The organism is Virgibacillus profundi, assembly GCF_002287375.1.
Taxonomy (GTDB): Bacteria; Bacillota; Bacilli; order Bacillales; family Amphibacillaceae; genus Virgibacillus_K; species Virgibacillus_K profundi.
The window spans coordinates 1-21444 of the sequence record NZ_NPOA01000005.1; the positions used below are offsets into that span (position 1 = coordinate 1).

The 21444-nt window shown below is 36.5% G+C and carries 20 protein-coding genes and 1 pseudogene; 16 read left to right on the forward strand and 5 right to left on the reverse strand.

The features are described 5' to 3' along the window. Window positions 1-755 (forward strand): RNA-guided endonuclease InsQ/TnpB family protein (locus CIL05_RS08195; RefSeq protein WP_108721309.1); only part of this gene is annotated, 755 nt, incomplete at its 5' end. Between the two features lie 123 nt (window positions 756-878). Here the strand turns inward: CIL05_RS08195 and CIL05_RS23050 are convergent. Then, the gene (locus tag CIL05_RS23050; protein ID WP_095655045.1) at window positions 879-1157 is read right to left on the reverse strand and encodes a cation transporter dimerization domain-containing protein; all 279 of its coding nucleotides are present in this window, start codon (window positions 1155-1157) and stop codon (window positions 879-881) included. 300 nt (window positions 1158-1457) lie between these two features. Here CIL05_RS23050 and cbpB point away from each other — a divergent pair, with 300 nt between their 5' ends. The 7 genes and pseudogenes from cbpB to CIL05_RS08235 all read left to right on the forward strand — a co-directional run bounded on the left by cbpB (window position 1458) and on the right by CIL05_RS08235 (window position 8736). After that, on the forward strand, window positions 1458-1910 hold the full coding sequence (gene cbpB / locus CIL05_RS08205; RefSeq protein ID WP_095655046.1) for a cyclic-di-AMP-binding protein CbpB: 453 nt from the start codon (window positions 1458-1460) through the stop codon (window positions 1908-1910). A 134-nt stretch (window positions 1911-2044) separates the two neighbouring features. Further along, on the forward strand, window positions 2045-2287 hold the full coding sequence (locus CIL05_RS08210) for a YkuS family protein (protein ID WP_095655047.1): 243 nt from the start codon (window positions 2045-2047) through the stop codon (window positions 2285-2287). A gap of 291 nt (window positions 2288-2578) precedes the next feature. Next, a complete protein-coding gene (locus CIL05_RS08215; RefSeq protein ID WP_276245339.1) occupies window positions 2579-3034 on the forward strand; it encodes a TlpA family protein disulfide reductase in 456 nt (151 codons plus the stop codon). Window positions 3035-3186: 152 nt separating this feature from the next. Further along, window positions 3187-4935: an ABC transporter ATP-binding protein gene (locus CIL05_RS08220; RefSeq protein ID WP_095655049.1), complete on the forward strand. Its 1749-nt coding sequence runs from the start codon at window positions 3187-3189 to the stop codon at window positions 4933-4935. A 118-nt stretch (window positions 4936-5053) separates the two neighbouring features. After that, entirely contained in the window at window positions 5054-6805 is a 1752-nt protein-coding gene (locus CIL05_RS08225; RefSeq protein WP_439144831.1) for an ABC transporter ATP-binding protein, read from the forward strand. A gap of 96 nt (window positions 6806-6901) precedes the next feature. Beyond that, complete coding sequence (locus tag CIL05_RS08230) at window positions 6902-7567, forward strand: potassium channel family protein (RefSeq protein WP_095655051.1); 666 nt, start codon at window positions 6902-6904, stop codon at window positions 7565-7567. A 96-nt stretch (window positions 7568-7663) separates the two neighbouring features. Then, window positions 7664-8736: pseudogene (locus CIL05_RS08235) on the forward strand (thiamine pyrophosphate-dependent enzyme). A gap of 605 nt (window positions 8737-9341) precedes the next feature. Here CIL05_RS08235 and rnjA read toward each other — a convergent pair. Both rnjA and CIL05_RS08245 read right to left on the reverse strand, forming a co-directional pair. After that, on the reverse strand, window positions 9342-11009 hold the full coding sequence (gene rnjA, locus CIL05_RS08240) for a ribonuclease J1 (RefSeq protein ID WP_095655052.1): 1668 nt from the start codon (window positions 11007-11009) through the stop codon (window positions 9342-9344). A gap of 3 nt (window positions 11010-11012) precedes the next feature. Next, window positions 11013-11222 (reverse strand): DNA-dependent RNA polymerase subunit epsilon, encoded by a 210-nt coding sequence (locus CIL05_RS08245; RefSeq protein ID WP_095655053.1) that lies wholly within the window; start codon window positions 11220-11222, stop codon window positions 11013-11015. 533 nt (window positions 11223-11755) lie between these two features. Here CIL05_RS08245 and CIL05_RS08250 point away from each other — a divergent pair. Then, on the forward strand, window positions 11756-12529 hold the full coding sequence (locus CIL05_RS08250) for a Cof-type HAD-IIB family hydrolase (RefSeq protein WP_095655054.1): 774 nt from the start codon (window positions 11756-11758) through the stop codon (window positions 12527-12529). Between the two features lie 38 nt (window positions 12530-12567). Here CIL05_RS08250 and def read toward each other — a convergent pair whose 3' ends face one another. Continuing rightward, the gene (def, locus tag CIL05_RS08255; RefSeq protein WP_095655055.1) at window positions 12568-13119 is read right to left on the reverse strand and encodes a peptide deformylase; all 552 of its coding nucleotides are present in this window, start codon (window positions 13117-13119) and stop codon (window positions 12568-12570) included. A gap of 331 nt (window positions 13120-13450) precedes the next feature. Here def and CIL05_RS08260 point away from each other — a divergent pair, with 331 nt between their 5' ends. From CIL05_RS08260 to lpdA, 5 genes are all read left to right on the forward strand, one after another. Next, entirely contained in the window at window positions 13451-14137 is a 687-nt protein-coding gene (locus CIL05_RS08260; RefSeq protein WP_240510147.1) for a YkyA family protein, read from the forward strand. Window positions 14138-14555: 418 nt separating this feature from the next. After that, the gene (gene pdhA / locus CIL05_RS08265; protein WP_095655057.1) at window positions 14556-15638 is read left to right on the forward strand and encodes a pyruvate dehydrogenase (acetyl-transferring) E1 component subunit alpha; all 1083 of its coding nucleotides are present in this window, start codon (window positions 14556-14558) and stop codon (window positions 15636-15638) included. Between the two features lie 3 nt (window positions 15639-15641). Next, window positions 15642-16619, forward strand: a complete 978-nt coding sequence (locus CIL05_RS08270) for an alpha-ketoacid dehydrogenase subunit beta (protein ID WP_095655058.1) — start codon at window positions 15642-15644, stop codon at window positions 16617-16619. 22 nt (window positions 16620-16641) lie between these two features. Continuing rightward, a complete protein-coding gene (locus tag CIL05_RS08275) occupies window positions 16642-17934 on the forward strand; it encodes a dihydrolipoamide acetyltransferase family protein (protein ID WP_095655059.1) in 1293 nt (430 codons plus the stop codon). 3 nt (window positions 17935-17937) lie between these two features. Further along, window positions 17938-19347 (forward strand): dihydrolipoyl dehydrogenase, encoded by a 1410-nt coding sequence (gene lpdA / locus CIL05_RS08280; RefSeq protein WP_095655060.1) that lies wholly within the window; start codon window positions 17938-17940, stop codon window positions 19345-19347. Window positions 19348-19520: 173 nt separating this feature from the next. Here lpdA and CIL05_RS08285 read toward each other — a convergent pair whose 3' ends face one another. After that, the gene (locus tag CIL05_RS08285; RefSeq protein ID WP_095655061.1) at window positions 19521-19898 is read right to left on the reverse strand and encodes a hypothetical protein; all 378 of its coding nucleotides are present in this window, start codon (window positions 19896-19898) and stop codon (window positions 19521-19523) included. A gap of 221 nt (window positions 19899-20119) precedes the next feature. Between CIL05_RS08285 and CIL05_RS08290 the strand changes: the two genes are divergently transcribed. Together CIL05_RS08290 and CIL05_RS08295 are read left to right on the forward strand one after the other, a co-directional pair. Further along, window positions 20120-20965 carry a polysaccharide deacetylase family protein gene (locus CIL05_RS08290; protein WP_095655062.1) on the forward strand — a complete coding sequence of 282 codons (846 nt, stop codon included), beginning with the start codon at window positions 20120-20122 and terminating at the stop codon, window positions 20963-20965. A 172-nt stretch (window positions 20966-21137) separates the two neighbouring features. Then, window positions 21138-21242 carry a GapA-binding peptide SR1P gene (locus tag CIL05_RS08295; RefSeq protein WP_095655063.1) on the forward strand — a complete coding sequence of 35 codons (105 nt, stop codon included), beginning with the start codon at window positions 21138-21140 and terminating at the stop codon, window positions 21240-21242. Window positions 21243-21444 lie beyond the last annotated feature (202 nt).

Below are 21444 nucleotides of genomic sequence, written 5' to 3' on the forward strand. Positions count from 1 at the left end.
ATATTGAGTTAGTGGATAGTCATATCAAGTTACCTAAGCTTAAAATGGTAAAGATGAAGCAGCATAGACAGATTCCTGCTAAACATAAAATTAAGTCATGCACTATCTCAATGACTGCGTCAGGGAAATACTATATTTCGATTTTGACAGAGTATGAGACAGATATAAAAGATAAAGAAATTCAAAGCGTTGTAGGATTAGATTTTGCCATGAATGGTCTATTTGTTGATAGTGAAACAGGTAAGAAAGCCAATTACCCTCGTTTTTATCGTCAAATGCTTGATAAATTAGCCGTGGAAAAACGGAAACTTTCTCGAAAGAAAAAAGGTTCTTCTAATAGGAATAAACAACGTATCAAAGTGGCTAAAATTCAAGAAAAGGTTGCAAATCAACGCAAGAATTTCCTTCATCATAAATCAAGAGAATTAGCTACGAACTTTGATGCGGTTATCATTGAAGATTTGGATATGAGAGGGATGTCGCAAGCTCTAAAATTTGGAAAAAGCGTTGCTGACAATGGCTGGGGAATGTTCACCTCTTTTCTACAATACAAACTAAAAGAACAAGGGAAGCAACTTGTCAAGATAGACAAATGGTATCCTTCTACAAAGACGTGTTCGAGTTGTGGTTCAGAAAGAGATATAACATTGTCAGAACGTATCTATCAATGCAAGTGCGGATTACATCTTGATAGAGATTATAACTCCGCGCTGAATATCAAACACGAAGGTATTCGCTTATTAGCGACTGCCTAATAAAAATATAAACTTTTGGAACAAGAGGGTTAGCTTGGTCAATTTCGTCAGCTAATAAAAGTGACGATTACCCAAGAAGCCCCCACTTCAAGCAACCCGTAGGGGTGGTAAGTGGTGGGTAGTTCACTTACAGAAATCACAATCTTTATGGATTGCAGAATTAAAATCCTCTAGTTGTATAGTACAATGTGATATGTTGAAACTTCCTTTTATTTCTGTATTTACTTTTTGCAGTAGATGGTCCCGGTTAACGGAATCATTAACAACTATATGACAGCTTAATGTAGGAAATTCAGAGATAATCGACCATACATGAAGATCATGAACATTTTCTACCCCCTCTAATTTGATCAAGGTTTCCTTTATTCTATTGACATTTATATTCCCGAGTTTTCCTTCCATTAAGATAGGGAGGGAATCCTTCGTAATTCGTATGCCTGAGATAATGATGAGAAAGGCAACAACTTTCCATACTCCTTTACAATATGATCATATGCTCATATTGTATTATAGGTTACTGTTTATTTCAATCTTGACCTGCACTTTTGATGTTTCTTCTTAGTATGTATGGTAAAATAAAAGGTAGTCATAAGAAAATATTTGGCAAGATAATATATTTTCCGATGAAAGCGAATACAAGCTTTCTTTCGGGTTCTTCCCAAAATTAAAAGGAAAGCAAAGAGTTATAAGGGGTGTTATGTTATGAGTGTTACACAAGATAAACGATTAACAGATATTTCGGTCAGAGATTTAATGATTCCCTCCGAGAAAGTTGCGCATGTGCAAATAAACAATCCTTTAGAACATGCATTATTAGTTCTAATAAAATCTGGATATTCTGCAGTACCTGTACTTGATTCTTCTTATAAGTTGGTAGGTACCATTGGAAAAACGGTTATCCTAAACCAGGTTTTAGGTTTGGAGCGAATTGAAATTGAAAAGCTTTCAGATATGCAGGTTCATGAAGTGATGAATAAAGAAATCCCTTTTCTTTCAGAAGGGGATACCCTCATGTATGCGTTAAATGCTGTCATCAATCACCCGTTTGTTTGTGTTGCTGATGAAAATGGGTATTTTGATGGGATCCTGACAAGAAGAGCGATATTAAAACAATTTAAACGTGATATTTATACAACGAAGACCTTTAATGAATAGTAGATACAGAATTTCCCTGCAGCTATGAAATAACGGCAGGGATTTTTTTATGCCATAGGAAGACATTTGCTGTATAACTTTTCCTCCTGAGTAGAAACTATATATGTATATTTTCTAAAGAGGAGGCAAAATGAATGGCACGGATTGGTGTTGAAAGCACGCTTACAGATGTGAAGGAAGCTTTAATGGAATTAGGTCATGAGGTTGTTGATTTGCATTCAGAAGATGATGCAGCTTATTGTGATTGCTGTATTATATCAGGCCAGGATAAAGATATGATGGGAATATCCAATACGATCATTGCAGGTCCGGTTATTAATGCACAGGGTTATAATGCAGAAGATGTTTGTCAAATGGTGAATCAAAAGTTAAGTTAAAAGCGGTTGTTCAAAAAATGAAAAGTGTACATTAAAAGAAAGGCCGACTAAAACCGGTATTGCACTTTCCCACTCATAGAATAGCTAATCAGAGCCTTCCCTGCTTCCAGCATAGAAGGCTCTTAATTTCGTTATATGGACTCATCCTGCAAACTGAAAGCCAGGGTGAGGAAACATTGCAAAACTAACCTCATATATAATAATGGGTGATAAAAGAAGCATCCTTATCTAATAGAATGCATGAAGGGATTCTTGGATAAGGCAGTTTCTTTCGTACTAATTCATGGAGGTATGATGATGAAATTAAGAGATCGAATGCCGGAACTTGAAGGTGCAACAGATTGGCTTAATAGTAAATCGATAAGAAAGACAGATTTAATTGGAAATAAACCTACTTTAATCCATTTTTGGTCAATCAGCTGTGATTTATGTAAGGAAGTTATGCCAAATATCAATGAATTTCGTGATGAATATAAAGATAATTTAAATATAATTGCAGTTCACATGCCCAGGTCCGAAAAAGATTTAAATTTTGATGAGATTAAACAAGCAGCAGATGAACAGGATATGACTCAGCCGATTTTAATAGACAATTTTCATAAATTGACAGATGCTTTTAAAAATAAATATGTACCGTCATATTACGTTTTTGATTCTGAAGGAAAACTAAGACATTACCAAGCCGGTGGAGGTGGAATGAGAATGTTAAGAAAAAGAGTAAATCGTGTTTTAGGTATCAAAGAATAATAACAAACACCTCCTGCTTAATGCAGGGGGGATTTTTTTGTCGATAAAGAAAGTAAAAAAATTTTAAAAAATTAAGCAAAAGGAGTGGCAATTTATTTCGGAACCCGTTATATTAGTAATTATGGAAACATCATCAGGGGGAGGGAAACGTAGTGAATACATTTAAAAAGCTAAAACACTTTTATTGGCCATATAAGAAATATTTCTTTATTTCTTTGATCTTCTTATTCTTTGTAACAGCCATAACAGTTGTGTATCCAATAGTTTTGCAAATAACAATTGATAATGTAGTTATGCAGGATCGGTATTCATTAATACCGTATATTTCCATTGCATTTATTTTGTTAATGATCGTAAAGGGGTTTTCTACATTTTTTCATCAATATTTAGGCGAGTATTTTGGGATTACCACTGTTTATAAATTACGTAATGCTTTGTATGAAAAGCTGCAGGTATTATCATTTAGATATTATGATAATGCCAAGACTGGTGACATCATGTCACGGTTAACTGCAGATGTTGAAGGATTTCGATTTTTCCTTTCACTTGGATTTTCGGAGCTTATTCGAATTGTATTGCTAATTGGTTTTAGCCTAAGTGTCATGTTTTATTATTCTATACCACTTGCACTTGTAACTATGGCTGCAATGCCGTTTTTGGGTGTTGTCGTTTTTCAATTTGACAAACGGGTGCACCCGGCTTTTAGAAAGATCAGGAAATCCTTCGGGCAATTAAATACCCGTGTTCAGGAGAATATCAGTGGGATGAATACGGTGAAATCATTATCCAGAGAAGATTTCGAAATTGGAAGATTTTCAACCAGTAATGATAAATACCGTAGAAAATATTTGGACACATCTGAAATATGGTCGAAGTATTTCCCATTAATGGAATTCATCGGAAATGTCTGTGCAGTAGCTTTACTTGCATATGGTGGTTATCTCGTTATTGATGGTAGCCTTGGATTAGGAGAACTGGTTGCATTCTTTAGTTTAGTCTGGTATATCCTGGGGCCACTTATGAATCTTGGTTTTGTTGTTAACCAATTTTCCCAGGCAAAAGCATCTGGTGAAAGACTGCTGGAAATTTTAGATGCCAAAGAAGATATTGTAGAAAAAGAAAATGCAATAGATCATGAGATAAATGGGCATGTAACTTTTAAAGATGTAACATTGACCTATACAGAAAATGATGATTCTGCATTAAAAGACATTAGTTTTGATGCACCACCTGGAAAGATAATTGGTTTAATTGGTGCAACAGGCTCAGGGAAAACAAGTATTACTCAACTGATTACTCGCTTTTATGAACCGGAAAAGGGAGAGGTTCTGATTGATGGGCGACCTGTTTCGGATTATAAGTTAAAATCATTGCGAAAAGGAATTGGATTTGTTTTACAGGAACCTTTTTTATTCTCAACAACAATAAGAGAAAACATTTCATACGGAAATCCTGAAATGCCGGATGAGCAGGTTATTGACGCAGCCAAACGGGCACAGGCACATGACTTTATTATGGAAATGCCAAAAGGTTACGATACCCTGTTAGGTGAGCGCGGTATGGGATTATCCGGTGGGCAGAAGCAACGGATAGCTATCGCCCGTGCCATATGCATTAATCCAAGTATTTTAGTATTAGATGATGCTACTTCTGCAGTAGATATGGAAACGGAATTCAAAATACAAAAAGCATTAAAAGAAGTAATGAAAGGAAGAACTTCCTTTATTATTGCTCATCGTATTTCTTCATTAAAGCATGCTGATGAAATATTAGTACTGGAAGAGGGAGAAATTGTAGAGCGCGGAACACATGATAAATTATTAAATAATAATGGTCCATATCAACGTATTTATGATATTCAATACCAGGATCGTGAAGAAATAATGAATACTGTAAATTAACAAAGGGGGGATTACAGTGGCTGAATCAAGTAAAGTTGCAAAGGAAAAAAGCCGCCATTTAAAGCGCTTTTATTATACGGTCGATCAGGCAATTGAGAAACCATTTAATTGGAAGCAAATGTTACGATTGCTGGTTTTTTTGAAACCATATTCAAAGACTTATCTGCCTGCATCAATTATAGCTATGCTTGTATCAACAGCAGTACGTCTTGCTGTACCAATTCTTATTGGTAAAGTAGCAATAGATGTAGCGATCAGTAATAAAGATACGACAATGCTAACTTATTTGGTTGTTATTATTGGAGTATTATACTTATTAAACTATGTTGGTAATGCTTTTCGAATTAAATGGGTAAATATATTAGGGCAAAATGTTATTTATGATTTGCGTCAACATCTTTTTTCACACGTTCAACGGCTTTCACACCGTTTTTTCGATACCCGTTCAGCGGGATCGATATTGGTACGTATACTGAATGACATAAATTCCCTGCAGGAACTTTTTACAAATGGAATTATCAACTTATTAATGGACATTGTTACATTAGTGGGTATCATCGTTATTTTGTTTGTTTTAAGTCCTGAACTGGCATTGGCAATAATGGTTGTATTGCCAATCATGTTTTATATTTCAACAAAGCTCAGAAGAAATATTCGTCGTTCATGGCAGGATGTGCGAATCCAGCAATCCCGTATAAACTCTCATTTGAATGAAGGTATCCAGGGAATACGGATTACACAATCATTTTCTCAGGAAAAGGAAAATGCTGAATTTTTCAATGGACTAAATGAAGATAATTTTGAAGCTTGGCGTAATGCTACGAAAAGAAGTGCGATGTTTCGTCCATTAGTTGAGATGAGTAACGCAATAGGAACGGTTATTCTAATCTCATTTGGTGCCTATTTGATTTTATTAAATATTAATAGCGGTGGTACCAATGGTATTGAAGTAGGAACCTTTGTATCGTTTGCCTTTTTCTTAGGTATGTTCTGGGATCCGATATCCAGACTAGGGCAAATGTACAATCAGCTTTTAATGGCGATGGCTGCTTCTGAACGTATATTTGAATTTTTGGATGAGCAGCCTAACGTAGATGAAAAAGAAAACGCATTTGAATTTACAGACATGAAAGGTCAAATAGAATTTGATCATGTCCAGTTTTCCTATGAATCAGACCGTATTGCATTACATGAGATTAGTCTAGATATAAAGCAAGGAGAAACTATTGCTCTTGTTGGACATACAGGAAGTGGTAAGTCCACCATTGCAAACCTAATCAGCAGATTTTATGATCCAACAAAAGGATCTGTGAAAATAGACGGTCATGATCTACGTGATGTGAAGCTTGCTTCACTCCGGGAACAAATTAGTGTTGTACTGCAGGATACGTTTATTTTCTCAGGAGATATTATGGAAAACATTCGTTTTGGACGTCCGGATGCAACAGATCAAGAAGTAATTGATGCTGCTAAAGTTGTTGGTGCAGATGACTTTATAAGCCGTTTGGCTGATGGATATAAAACAGAAGTAGAAGAGCGTGGAAATGTACTATCAGCAGGTGAACGTCAATTGCTTTCATTTGCCAGAGCACTTCTCGCAAATCCAAGAATTATTATTATGGATGAAGCAACGGCAAGTATTGATACAGAATCAGAAGTGAAAATTCAAAAAGCACTTCGCAGGCTGCTGAAAGGAAGAACATCCATCATTATTGCACACCGTCTTTCAACAATCAGAGAATCCGATAATATATTCGTCCTTGAAAATGGGAAAATATTGGAAAACGGAAATCATGATGAATTAATGAAACAGCAAGGGAAATATTTCGAACTGGTAAAATCACAATTCCAAATGCTTGATGCAATTTAAAATTAGAGAAGCAATTCCGCAAAAAGGGATTGCTTCTTTTAATCCAGGTTTGTGGTAGACTAAAATTATTCAGGTTGATAATGGAGGAAAGATGTTATGAAACGGGAATTTGCGGTAATTGGCTTAGGACGATTTGGTGGAAGTATTTGTCGTGAACTTAGCATGGAAGGAATGGAAGTAATGGCAATTGATCATGATGAAGATAAAGTGAATGAATACAAAAATATTGCTTCTCATGCAGTAATTGCTGATTCAACAGATGAAGCATCATTGAAGGAACTGGGCATTAAAAATATTGATCATGTCATTGTAGCTATAGGTGATAATATCCAGGCAAGTATACTGACAACCGTTATATTAACTGATCTTGGTATTAAGAAAATTACAGTAAAAGCTCAAAATGACAGACATGAAAAAATATTAAATAAAATTGGTGCTGATCAGGTAGTACATCCCGAGAGAGATATGGGAAAACGTATTGCGCACAGTATCATTTCTAATAATATTCTTGATTATCTGGAATTATCAGATGATCATAGTATTGTTGAAGTAAAAGCAGGAAGGAAAATGCGTGGAAATACGTTGGTTGACCTTGATATTCGGGCAAATTACGGATGTAACGTTGTAGCAATCAAACATGGTAAAGAGATTAATGTGTCCCCAAGTGCAGATGATGTATTAAAGGAAGATGATGTACTTATTGTAATTGGATCAGACAAAGATATATCAAGATTTGAAAAACATTTAGTTATTGAGAATTAAATGAGCTTAAACTCCTATCAAAAAAGGTAGGGGTTTTTTTGTCTCATTTAAGGAAATAGAATACTATACATCAATTACTTAGAAAAGGTGGAGTATATGTCTGAATATCGTACAGGAGAAATAATTACAAATTTATTGGAACAATGGAAAATTGATCATATCTATGGAATGCCGGGTGATTCAATTAATGAATTAATCGATGATCTTAGGAAAAAGGAAAATCGTTATAAAATTCCTTCAGATTAGACATGAAGAGGTTGGAGCCTTAGCAGCAGTGCCTACGCAAAATTGACAGGGAAAATTGGTGTTTGTTTATCCATAGCGGGTCCTGGAACAGTGCATCTATTAAATGGATTATATGATGCGAAACAGGATGGTGTACCTGTATTAGCAATTGTAGGTCAGGTCTTCAGCACAGAAGTGGGCACCGATGCATTCCAGGAAATTAATTTAGAGAGAATGTTTGATAATGTAGCCGTTTTTAATCAAAGTGCAGTTACTGCAAAACAATTACCAGATTTACTAAATATGGCTATCCGTACAGCATATGCTAAAAAGGGCCCTGCCGTATTAAACGTACCAGATGATTTATTTGCCGAAACACAAACGTATGAACATCCATTGACAAGTATTGGATACAACAATTTCTTATTTCAGGTAGGCTGGCAACAATGGGCTCAGGGTTACCTGGTGCGATTGCTGCGCAAATCGCCTATCCTGACAAACAGGTAGTGGGAATATGTGGGGAAGGCGGATTCACCATGGTTATGCATGATTTTATAACAGCCGTCAAATATGATCTGCCAATTAAAATTGTAGTTCTGAATAACAGTAAATTAGGAATGATAAAATATGAACAGCAGGAAATGGGTCACCTAAATTATATGACAGATATGAAGGAAATTGACTTTGCTGCGTTTGCCAAAGCTTGTGGGGGAGAGGGTTACCATATTGATAAACTTGAGGATTTAGCTGATTTACTGAAACAGGCATTTTTATCAAATAAACCAGCAATAATTGATGTTGCAATTGAAGATATGGCACCACTTCCCGGAAAAATCACCTATGAACAAGCAGTAAAATATGGGCAATTTCTTATTAAAGAATTCTTTACGAATAAAAAGGTGGAATTTCCGGATTTAGGAAAAGCAATGCACCGTATATTATAAAATCAGTTTTCTAAAAGATTGAGACCGCAGTTACTCGTCCCACTGAAAAAAGTGTTGTTTTTTACAGGAAAGTTGATATAAAGTGCGACATAGTGAAAATTCATTTGCAAACGCTTGTTGAGAGCAGGGATTCGCTACGAAAACACATTTCGCTTGGTGAGCCTCCTCGTGCTACTCGTCTTTAGGGGTCTCACCTATGCCTTTCCTCCCGCAGGAGTCTTCAATGTGTTTCCTCCGCTGGATTTCCGGTTACTGCCGAAGTACTGCATTAGTAATCAATTTTTAAAACATCAAACCACCTCACCAGTTCGGGTGAGCAGAGGGCGGTGAGTCCTGCGGGAACAGCACGTGTCCGAAGACCCCGCAGAGTGGTTTTCTCGAGGAGGCTAAGGCCGTGCCCGCGGAAAGCATCCGCTCGGAGCGATCCCGAACGGAGATTATAGCAAAAACTTAGCAAACAGTAATTACGTCGCATTTTACATCGACTACGGGGCAGATAACAACAAATTACTTCGGTGGGACGAGCAGTGCGCAGTCCCAATTTATACGAAAAGCCCATTAAAAAAGCCAATGTTGGAATGGTATCCAACATTGGCTTTTTAGTTTTAAACTTCCATAATGATAGGCAGTACCATTGGTCTGCGCTTTGTTTTGTCATAAAGAAATGGTGCTATTGTATCGGTGATTTCATTTTTAATTTCAGACCACTGTGTAGTCCTTCTTTCCATCACTTTATCCAAATGAGCAGCCACAAGCTTCTGTGCTTCGTTAATAAGATCCTCTGATTCTCTCATATAAACAAACCCACGAGAGATAATATCCGGACCTGAGGCTATTCTAAATTCTTTCATGTTAATACTTACAACAACAATAACTAAGCCTTCCTCAGATAAAATACGACGGTCACGGAGTACAATATTTCCAATATCTCCAATGCCGCTTCCGTCAACATAAATGGCGCCGGAAGGGATTTTACCTGCTATGGTTGCATTATCCTTACCTAATGCTAATACATCGCCATTATCCATTACAAAGGTATTAGCCGGATCAACATCACATGCATCTGCAAGCTTTACATGTTCTTTAAGCATTCTATATTCCCCGTGTATTGGCATGAAAAATTTCGGCTTAATAAGTCTTAGCATCAACTTTTGTTCTTCTTGACTACCATGACCCGATGTATGAATGTTACTCAATTTTCCATGAATAACTTCAGCACCTGCACGATATAATTTGTTTATTATTCTGCCGACACTAACTGTATTCCCAGGGATTGGGGAAGAAGAAAATACAACTGTGTCACCAGGAATTATTTGGATTTGTCTGTGTGTACCATTAGCAATTCGGGACAGTGCAGCCATCGCTTCACCTTGAGAACCAGTACACAGGATAGTTACCTCTTGTGCTGGAAGGCGGTTTATTTGATTTGCATCAATAAATGTCTCTTTTGGTGCCCGAATATAACCCAATTCCTGTCCAAGATTAATTGCTGATTCCATACTGCGGCCAAATACAGCTACTTTTCGGTTATGCTTGACTGCATTTTCTACAACCTGCTGCAGTCTGTAAATATTAGAGGCAAAGGTTGCAAAAATTAGCCGCCCGTCTGCTCGGGCAAATATATCATTAATAGTGCCACCAACAACTTTCTCGGACATGGTAAAGCCGGGGACTTCACTATTGGTACTATCTGAAAGTAAGCAAAGTACGCCTTCTTTACCTATTTCAGCCATTTTAGTCAGATTAGCTGGTTCACCTACAGGGGTGAAATCAAATTTAAAGTCACCTGTATGAACAATATTTCCAGGTGGTGTTTTAACAACAATACCATAAGCATCAGGGATACTATGAGTTGTACGGAAAAAACTAACAGAAGTTTTACGGAATTTAATGACATCATCTTCTTGAATTGTGTTTAATTTTGCAGTTCTTAATAAACCGTGCTCGTCCAATTTATTTCTAATTAATCCAATTGCAAGTTTCCCGGCATATATTGGTATATTAATTTCACGAAGCAGAAAAGGGATACCGCCGATATGGTCCTCGTGTCCGTGAGTTATGAATAATCCTTTAATTTTATCCTGATTTTGTACCAGGTAAGTGTAATCCGGTATAACATAATCAATTCCCAGTAATTCATCTTCAGGAAACTTAATTCCTGCATCGATTAAGATGATTTCATCCTGGAATTGAACGCCATAGGTGTTTTTCCCAATTTCACCCAGTCCACCTAATGCAAATACCGCTGCCTGGTCATTTTTCACAAATTTCATAAGTTATACATTCTCCACTGTGAAATTTTCGGATTGTTTTTCGTAATCTAAATGTGCTTCGTCCAATGCATGGATATACTCGATGTTGTATTTGCGATTACCTATTTTTTTTCGTGCTTCCCGTACGGAATCGGCCTCTAGGTAAGCACTTTTTGTGCGTTCCCGGACAGGCACTTCTTCCTTGTTTTCTTGATATAAAACTTTATAAATCATTTCATCTCTCCTAACATTTCTATATATATTTGTTTTTTTAAGATTGCTCAAAAAGGCTATATTCATTTACAAAAATATAACTCAGTTTGAACATCTGATTAAATTGTTATCATAGATTCCGCTCTATATAACTTCTTCTGTTATTAATGTGTATTCATAGCATGATAAAAAAATATATGGTACCTTGATTGTGATTGGCCTGCATCAATGGTAGTCTTTTTTATAAGTTGTAGGTACACGTCCTTGGCCTAAAAAATCTTTCCAGCGTTTTTTCAGCTTTTCTCTTAGGCGTTTTAACATGAGGACACACATCTCCTTTCATAATTTTCAAGAAAAGCAACAAAAACGTTCTACCGATCCAATCCCTCTTATCTATAGTATAGTACGATTCAAGGAATATTGAAATAAAAATCCATTATTTGTGTGAAAAAATATAATTTATGAACGTTTCCATTTGTTATATTTTATTTTTTGCAAGAGAGTGGATTCTTATTCATAAGCATAAAAACACTAAGTCTAGGAGGTTTTAAAAAATGAATCAAAAGATAGTTTTTTTTGATATTGATGGAACAATTTTAGATGATGAAAAGCAAATCCCATCTTCAACTAAAAAAGCAATTCAAAAATTAAAACAAAATGGGATATATGTTGCAATAGCAACCGGAAGAGCGCCTTTTATGTTTGAAGATTTACGAAAAGAATTGGAAATCGAATCCTATGTCAGTTTTAATGGCCAGTACGTCGTATTTGAAGGGAATGTCGTGTACAACAATCCATTGGGGCAGGATGAGCTTATCAAACTGTATAAGGAATCAACAGAAAATAATTATCCAATGGTATTCATGAATGAAAAACAAATGCGGGCATCTGTTGGTAATCACCCGCACATTGAGAAAAGTTTGCAAAGTCTTAAATATAATTATCCGGAAGTGGATTCATCCTTCTTTATGGATAACACCATTTATCAGGCATTACTGTTTTGTGAAAAAGGAAAAGAAAAACATTTTGTAACGAATCATGATTCGTTTCATTATATTCGTTGGCATGATTATTCGTGTGATGTTTTACCAGGTGGAGGTTCGAAAGCTGTTGGGGTGGAAAAACTGATTGAAGCAAGTGGTTTGAATATAACAGACTCCTATGCTTTTGGTGATGGTTTAAATGATCTGGAAATGATTAGGGAGGTTGGAACAGGGATTGCAATGGGAAATGCGGTTCCCGATCTGAAAGCAGTTGCTGATTACACGACAGACAGTGTTGTTGATGACGGTATTTTAAAAGGCTTAAAACATATAGAACTAATTTAATAATAGGATGTCCATTTGTTAGGACATCCTACTAATCATTATTCGACGGGTTTTGCGTTATCAGGTATAGCAAATGGATTATCTTTATTTATATGATCGTAAAACATAATCCCATTTAAATGGTCAATTTCATGCTGGAAAACAACTGCAGCATAACCTTTTAAGCGTAATTTAAGCGGGTTTCCTTCCAAATCAGTTGCTTTTAGGGTGATACGTGCATGCCGTGGCACATAACCTTCTACATTACGATCAACAGAAAGGCAGCCCTCACCGGAAGATAAATAGGTTCTTTCAACGGAATGGCTGATTATTTTGGGATTAACTAATCCATAGCTGTATAACTTCCCATTTAAGTCCTCAAAATGTATGGCAACCAAGCGTTTATCAATTCCTAATTGTGGTGCGGCGAGTCCAACACCTGCACGCAATTTATATTTTTCAGCGGTTTTTTCATCTTGACTATTTTTTAAAAAAGTAATCATAGCTTTTAAAAGATCTTTATCTTCCTCATTCAATGGAACTTCTACTCCCTGTGCTACTTTTACTAATGAAGGATGCCCTTCACGAACGATATCTTTCATTGTTATCATATATATGCCACTCCCAATTAATTTTTATTAATAATAAATGAATACTTTTATCAATCTAACATTTTAACATAACCAAGCCATAATAATCATAAATTTGCAGTAGAGGTTCTTGCGCGACTTTCTAAACATCATTTAATAGGATAACTTAAAAGTATACAATATTATATCATGAGTAATTCACTTTTTGGCAGTTAAGAAAGTACAAAATACTTTCTTACTGCATAAGTGCGGGCTTTGAGTTGTCACCTAAGGGATTGGTGACAACCAAGTTTTCTAATGGTATACTAAAAAACATCATAACTAACAACATAGAATGAGGAGGTTATATTACGTGGCAATAAAGAAATTACTATTTATATTAATCATCAGCATGGCAATATTATCTGCATGCAGTGGGGAAACAACAGAAGAAAAAATACATAATCATCTAGAGGAAGCAGTTTCTTTGGAAGAAGGATTTGAAAGTCAACAGAGTGAAATAACCAAACTGGAAAAAGAGGAACAGAAGTTATACAGCCAAATCATTGACTTGGGAATGGATGATTTTGATAAAATTAAGGAACTATCCAGCCAAGCAATCGAAATCATAGACGAGCGAGCTGAAAAAATAGCAAAGGAAAAAGAAAGTATTGATGCATCTCAGGAGGAGTTTAATAAAACGCAGGATTTAATAGAAAATCTGGAGGATCCGGATGTAAAAGATAAAGCTGAAAAAATGGATGAAATCATGGATAATCGATACGAAGCATACAATACACTTCACACAGCTTATACAAAATCATTGGAACTGGAAAAAGAACTGTATACCATGCTTCAATCGGAGGAATTGGAGCAGGAAGAATTGACTGCCCAAATAGATACAATTAATGAGAGTTATCAGCACGTTCTTGAAGCAAACGAACAGTTTAATGAAAATACGGTAGAGTACAATGCATTAAAAGAAGAATTCTATAAGCTGGCAGAAATCGATGTGACATATGAAGAAAACCCTTCTGCTGACAGTTCAGAGGGAAAATAATACATCTTTCAAGGAGAGCCAAATCAATTTATCTTGATTTGGTTCTTTTTTATGGCTTTAAATGAAAGGTAACAACAAAGAAATAATACAGTTATTTTAATTAATTGTAACAGATAAAGCTGTATTACTTCATGAAATGATACAGCTGTCGAAACCTTGCGAAGAAATATAACTAAAAACAAACAAAGTGTTTGACCAATACAAGTAAATGGGATATTATTTAACTGTATTAAATAATTGTACCAGTCAATTTTATATTATTTATGTAACAGTTTTACAGATGCTCATTAATTATGATTAACAAAAAATAGAAAAGGGTACAGGAATAAGAGCAAATGGTACAGTTTTTTCTTGTATTTGGGTAGGCTAGGAAAGACAATATTAAAAAGGATACAAAGAAAGGAAGAGGTGACCTATTTTGAAATACGTACTTGAAAGTGTTGAAAGTCAGTTCGAAATGTTCCAGATTCTTAATGAAGATGGAAAGATAGTCAATAAAGATGATATGCCTGATCTATCGGATGAGGATTTAAAAGAGCTTATGCGCAGAATGGTTTATACGCGTATACTCGATCAACGTTCTATTGCTTTGAATCGTCAGGGCCGCCTAGGTTTCTATGCTCCGACAGCAGGCCAGGAAGCATCACAGTTAGGCAGTCAGTTCGCACTTGAACAAGATGATTTTATATTGCCGGGATATCGTGATGTACCACAGCTGATTTGGCAGGGACTACCACTATACCAGGCATTCTTGTTCTCCAGAGGACATTATCACGGGAACCAAATGCCCGAAAATGTACGTGCATTGAGTCCACAAATTATTATTGGTGCTCAATATGTACAAGCAGCTGGTGTTGCGTTGGGTATGAAAAAGCGCGGCAAGAAAACAGTTGCGATAACCTATACAGGGGATGGCGGTACTTCACAAGGTGATTTCTATGAAGGCATTAACTTTGCAGGTGCTTATCAGGCGCCAGCGATTTTTATCGTTCAAAATAACCGATTCGCAATTTCTGTACCTGTAGAAAAACAAACAAATGCAAAAACTTTGGCACAAAAAGCTGTTGCTGCAGGAATTGAAGGGATTCAAGTAGACGGGATGGACATATTGGCTGTTTATGCTGTTACGAAGGATGCTCGTAATCGTGCTGTAAATGGAGAAGGACCTACACTTATTGAAACAATGACATATCGTTATGGACCACATACGATGGCAGGTGACGATCCAACTCGTTATCGTACGGATGATCAAGATTCAGAGTGGGAAAAGAAAGATCCATTGGTTCGTTTCCGTAAATTCCTTGAAGGTAAAAAACTATGGTCTGAAGAAGAAGAAAATAAAGTAATTGAAGAAGCAAAAGATGATATCAAGAAAGCAATTAAAGAAACAGATGCATACCCAAAACAAAAAGTTACTGATTTGATGGAAAACATGTTTGAAGAACTTCCATCCAATCTTCAAGAACAAATGGAAGAATACAAAGAAAAGGAGTCGAAGTAAATCATGGCACAAATGACAATGATTCAAGCAATCACTGATGCAATGCGCACAGAATTAAAAAATGATGAAAATGTGCTTGTATTTGGTGAAGATGTTGGTCAAAATGGCGGAGTATTCCGTGCTACTGAGGGATTGCAGGATGAATTCGGTGAAGACCGTGTATTTGACACACCATTAGCTGAATCCGGAATTGGCGGTCTTTCCATTGGCTTGGCTTTAGAAGGCTATCGTCCAGTCCCGGAAATCCAGTTCTTCGGCTTCGTTTATGAAGTAATGGACTCAATTAGTGGACAAATGTCTCGTATGCGCTACCGTTCAGGTGGAAGTCATACTAACCCGATTACAATCCGTTCACCATTTGGAGGCGGTGTGCACACACCAGAACTTCATGCAGATTCACTGGAAGGATTAATCGCACAGCAGCCTGGAATTAAAGTTGTTATTCCTTCAACACCATATGATGCAAAAGGACTTTTAATTCAATCCATCCGTGATAATGATCCAGTACTTTTCCTGGAGCATATGAAATTATACCGTTCGTTCCGAGGAGAAGTTCCGGAAGAAGAATATACACTGGAATTAGGAAAAGCTGATATAAAACGTGAAGGTAAAGATGTTACCCTTATTGCCTATGGAGCAATGGTTCATGCTTCACTTAAAGCAGCAGAAGAGCTTGAAAAAGATGGAATAGAGGCAGAAGTTATCGATCTACGTACAGTATCACCAATTGATATTGATACAATCATTGAATCTGTCGAAAAAACGAATCGTGTAGTTGTTGTTCAGGAAGCACAGCGTCAAGCAGGTGTAGCTGCGAATATTGTGGCGGAAATTCAGGAGCGGGCAATCCTGCATCTTGAAGCACCGGTACTAAGAGTTACGGCTCCGGATACAGTTTATGCATTCTCGGAAGCAGAAGAAGTATGGTTGCCAAACCATAAAGATATCGTAGAGAAAGTCAACACAGTAATAAATTTCTAAATTGAGATAGGAGGTAATAATTATGGCATTTGAATTTAAATTGCCCGATATTGGTGAAGGAATTCACGAGGGTGAAATCGTAAAGTGGTTCGTTAAAGAAGGCGACGAAGTTAAAGAAGATGACGAACTATGTGAAGTGCAAAACGATAAAGCGGTTGTTGAAATTCCATCCCCGGTAGAAGGTACAGTCAAAAAGATTCATGTTGAAGAAGGTACTGTAGCAATTGTTGGAGATACGTTAATTACTTTTGATGCTGAAGGTTATGAATCGGATTCTGATGATTCATCTGAAGAGAAAGAAGAAACAAAAGAAGCTCCAGCAAAAGAAGAGCCGAAAAAAGAAAAAGCAGCTGCTGAAAAGTCTGATGATAGTGATGAAGCAGAATCAGATGGTGAACGTGTTATTGCCATGCCATCAGTAAGAAAATATGCTCGTGACAATGATGTGAAAATACATGCAGTAGCCGGATCGGGTAAAAACGGTCGTGTATTAAAAGAGGACATCGACAGTTACTTAAGTGGTGACCAAAAATCAGAAACAACAGCAACCGAAACTGCAGAAAAAACAGAAACAACGAAAGAAACAAAAGCGCCAGTTGCACCAAAAGGCGAATACCCTGAAACTCGTGAGAAAATGAGTGGGATCCGTAAAGCAATCGCCAAAGCAATGGTTAATTCGAAAACCAAAGCACCGCATGTTACTTTAATGGATGATATCGATGTAACAGAGCTTGTTGCACACCGTAAGAAATTTAAAGCTGTGGCAGCTGAACAGGATATTAAATTAACTTATTTACCGTATGTTGTGAAAGCACTCGTATCAGCATCCAAGAAATACCCTATTTTGAATGCTGCAGTCGATGATGAAACAGATGAAATCATTCAGAAACACTACTATAATGTTGGTATTGCCGCAGATACAGATAAAGGTCTATTGGTACCGGTTCTAAAAGATGCCGACCGAAAATCAGTATTTACTATTTCTGCTGAAATCAATGAATTGGCAGAAAAGGCACGAAATGGTAAACTTACATCTGAAGAGATGAGTGGTGCTTCAAATACAATTACAAATATTGGATCTGCCGGTGGACAGTGGTTTACTCCAGTTCTAAACTACCCTGAAGCAATTATTCTTGGTATTGGGCGAATTGCAGAAAAACCAATTGTTCGTGATGGAGAAATTGTAATTGCACCAGTTCTCGCATTATCAATGAGTTTTGACCATCGTATTGTTGATGGAGCTACAGCACAATTAGCTCTCAATCAAATCAAGCGGTTGTTGAACGATCCACAATTAATTATGATGGAGGCGTAGATTATGGTAGTAGGAGATTTTCCAATTGAGGTAGACACACTGGTTGTTGGAGCAGGACCTGGTGGCTATGTAGCCGCCATCCGTGCTGCGCAATTAGGACAGAAGGTAACTATCGTTGATAAAGGGACACTTGGTGGTGTTTGCCTAAACGTAGGATGTATTCCTTCTAAAGCATTAATTCAGGCTGGTCACATGGCTCAAGGCGCTTTCGGAAGTGAAGAATTGGGTATCAAAACCGAAAATGTAACAGTTGACTTCTCAAAAGTCCAGGAATGGAAAGGCGGCGTAGTTAACAAGCTGACTTCCGGAGTGGAAGGACTTCTAAAAGGAAATAAAGTAGATATTTTAAATGGTGAAGTATATTTTGTTGATAAAAATACAGCAAAAGTTATGGATGAGAAAAATTCTCAAACATATACATTTAAAAACTGTATCATTGCAACAGGTTCATCACCAATTGAAATTCCTAGCTTTAAATTTACTGATCGCGTATTAGATTCTACCGGTGCTCTAAACCTAAAAGAAATCCCTAAGAAACTTGTTGTTATCGGTGGGGGATATGTTGGAACAGAATTAGGTTCCGCATATGCTAACTTCGGTTCAGAAGTAACTATCCTGGAAGGTACAAAAGATATTCTTGGTGGATTTGAAAAACAAATGACTCAGGTTGTTAAGAAACATCTTAAGAAAAAAGGCGCAACTATCATAACTGAAGCTATGGCTAAAGGCGTTGAAGAATCTAAAGATGGTGTTAAAGTATCTTATGAATCAAAAGGAAAAGAAGAAGCCATTGAAGCTGATTATGTACTAGTTACAGTTGGACGCCGTCCGAATACCGAAGAAATCGGACTGGAACAAGTAGGTATTGAGATGGGTGAAAAAGGTCTGGTTAAAGTAGATGAACAATGTCGCACAAGTGTAGATAACATTTATGCAATTGGTGATATTGTTGCTGGACCTGCACTTGCTCATAAAGCATCTTATGAAGGAAAAGTAGCTGCTGAAGCAATCAGTGGTGAAAAATCTGCTGTTGATTACGTTGCTATCCCTGCAGTTGCGTTTACAGATCCTGAACTTGCTACTGTTGGATACAATGAAAAAGAAGCAAAAGATGCCGGATATAAAGTGAAAGCTTCAAAATTCCCATTTGCTGCAAATGGCCGGGCACTTTCATTAAACAATAGTGATGGTTTCCTAAAACTAATTACTCGTGAAGATGATGGACTTGTAATTGGCGCACAAATTGCGGGGCCAAATGCAAGTGACATGATTGCTGAAATTGGTTTGGCGATTGAAGCAGGAATGACTGCTGAGGATATTGCACTTACTATTCATGCACATCCAACACTCGGAGAAATCACAATGGAAGCTGCAGAAGTAGCGCTTGGTACTCCAATTCATATGATGAAATAATATACAAATATTAAAAGAGAGCTGTCAGTTTGCACAGCTCTCTTTTTTATGGCAGTAAAGAAAGTATATCCATATTTCTTTCTGGGGCTCCGATTACTCGCCCCACCGTAAAGATTTGCATAAGTGCAACTAAGGCATCGCCTAAAGGCTTGGCGAATGCCAAGTTTTCTAATCTATTTCATTGTCATTTCCAATTGTTCTACGATCTCTGTTTTTGGTTTTTCACCTGATAGCTGAGAAATAGTTCGTCCATTTTTTGAAATGATTAAAATAGGTTCATCTTGCTTTATCACATCTTTCAATTCATCAACTTCTTTTTCTATTGCTTCAACCTCAGTAAATGCCTTGGGGTATTTTGCTTTCAACTCCAACATAGCATCCATATATACATTTTTCGTATCTTTTTCGGTGTTATTCGGAAAAAACATAACTTGATAATTAGAAGGCTTAAATGTGATGACATCTACCATAGTATTTGTATGCTGACATCCTGATATAAATAATATTAATATAATAACAGAGAAAACTTTATTCCATTTAATATGGATCACCTTCTTCCTGTTGTATTATAAATCTTATGGAAACAGTGTAACAGGAGAATAGGTGATAAAAGGAATTGTTATAGAACTGTGATCAGAATGAAAACATTTTGTTTATATGTGTAATACGGAGAAATATTCTTCTTCCTAGGAATAGTAGAATAGTATTGTATTCATTTCAATAAATCTACTATAATAGAGTAATCACATATAATACATCAGGGGGAGAAGTAATGAAGCAGATAGTGAGAGTACTTTTTTTGTCACTCCTTATTGTTCTTGCTGCTTGTAATAGCGATGAGCCAGTTAGCAATGAGAGTGCAGAAAATAAAGAGGGACATCAAGAGGAAGAACAGGAACAGGAAACAGATATTGCTGATGAAAAGACAGAGGTAGAAGAAGTGGAAGACGAAGAAAATGAGATGGATTCAAAGGAAAAAGAGTCGGAGCCCTTATATAAAGTTTCAGACAACTGGTCCATTGTACCAATTGATGAAGGTACAGATGAAAAAGTAATCCTTTTAACAATTGATGATGCACCAGATCAATATGCTGTTGAAATGGCAAAAACTTTAAAAGAATTAGATGTCAATGCAATCTTTTTTGTAAATGGTCATTTTCTTGATACACCTGAAGAGGAAGCAAAGTTGAAGGAAATTCATGATATGGGTTTTATTATAGGTAACCATACATATAGCCATCCATTATTATCGGATATATCTGATGAAGAGCAAAAAGAAGAGATTGTAGAATTAAATAATAGAGTAGAAGAAATCATTGGAGAGCGTCCTAAGTTCTTTCGTGCCCCACATGGTGTAAATACCGATTTTTCTAAACAAATTGTCGAAGAAGAAGGCATGAAACTGATGAATTGGTCATTTGGTTATGACTGGGAGGAGCAATACAGAACGAAAGAAGCTTTGACAGATATTATGGTTAATACAGAACTGCTTGGTAATGGATCCAATTTATTGATGCATGACAGAGAATGGACTGCTGCAGCACTTGAAAGCATTGTAACTGGATTACAAAATAAAGGATATGAAAATGTAGATCCAAATTTAATTCAAACAAAATAATATGTGTTATAAAACAGCCTGCTAAGTCTTATTTGCAGGCTGTTTTGCTCTTATTTTTAAATAAATAACACATTCACTTAATATGACATACCATATAAGGATTGAAACTTCCAATGTGTTATATTATAATATCCTTACGATAACACAATCCAATATGAAGGAGCTGGACCTCATGGGAACAATCATATGTCAGGATTGCCAGGAAGTAATTGAGCATTTCGATGAAGAGAAAGTAACTATCCTGTATGGTACATGTCCAAATTGCGATGAAAAATAACTAATCATATGAATGAAGGGCTGCTAATTTTGCAGTTCTTTTTTTATATAAACTTTTAAATTCTTTTTAAATAATTAAGCTGTTTTCTCATAGTTGGGACTGCACACTGCTCGTCCCACCGAAGAGATTTGGTGTTAAACTGCACCATAGTTGATGTAAAATGCGAAGTAACTGCTATGTTGATTTCCGCTTCGGGCAGTCG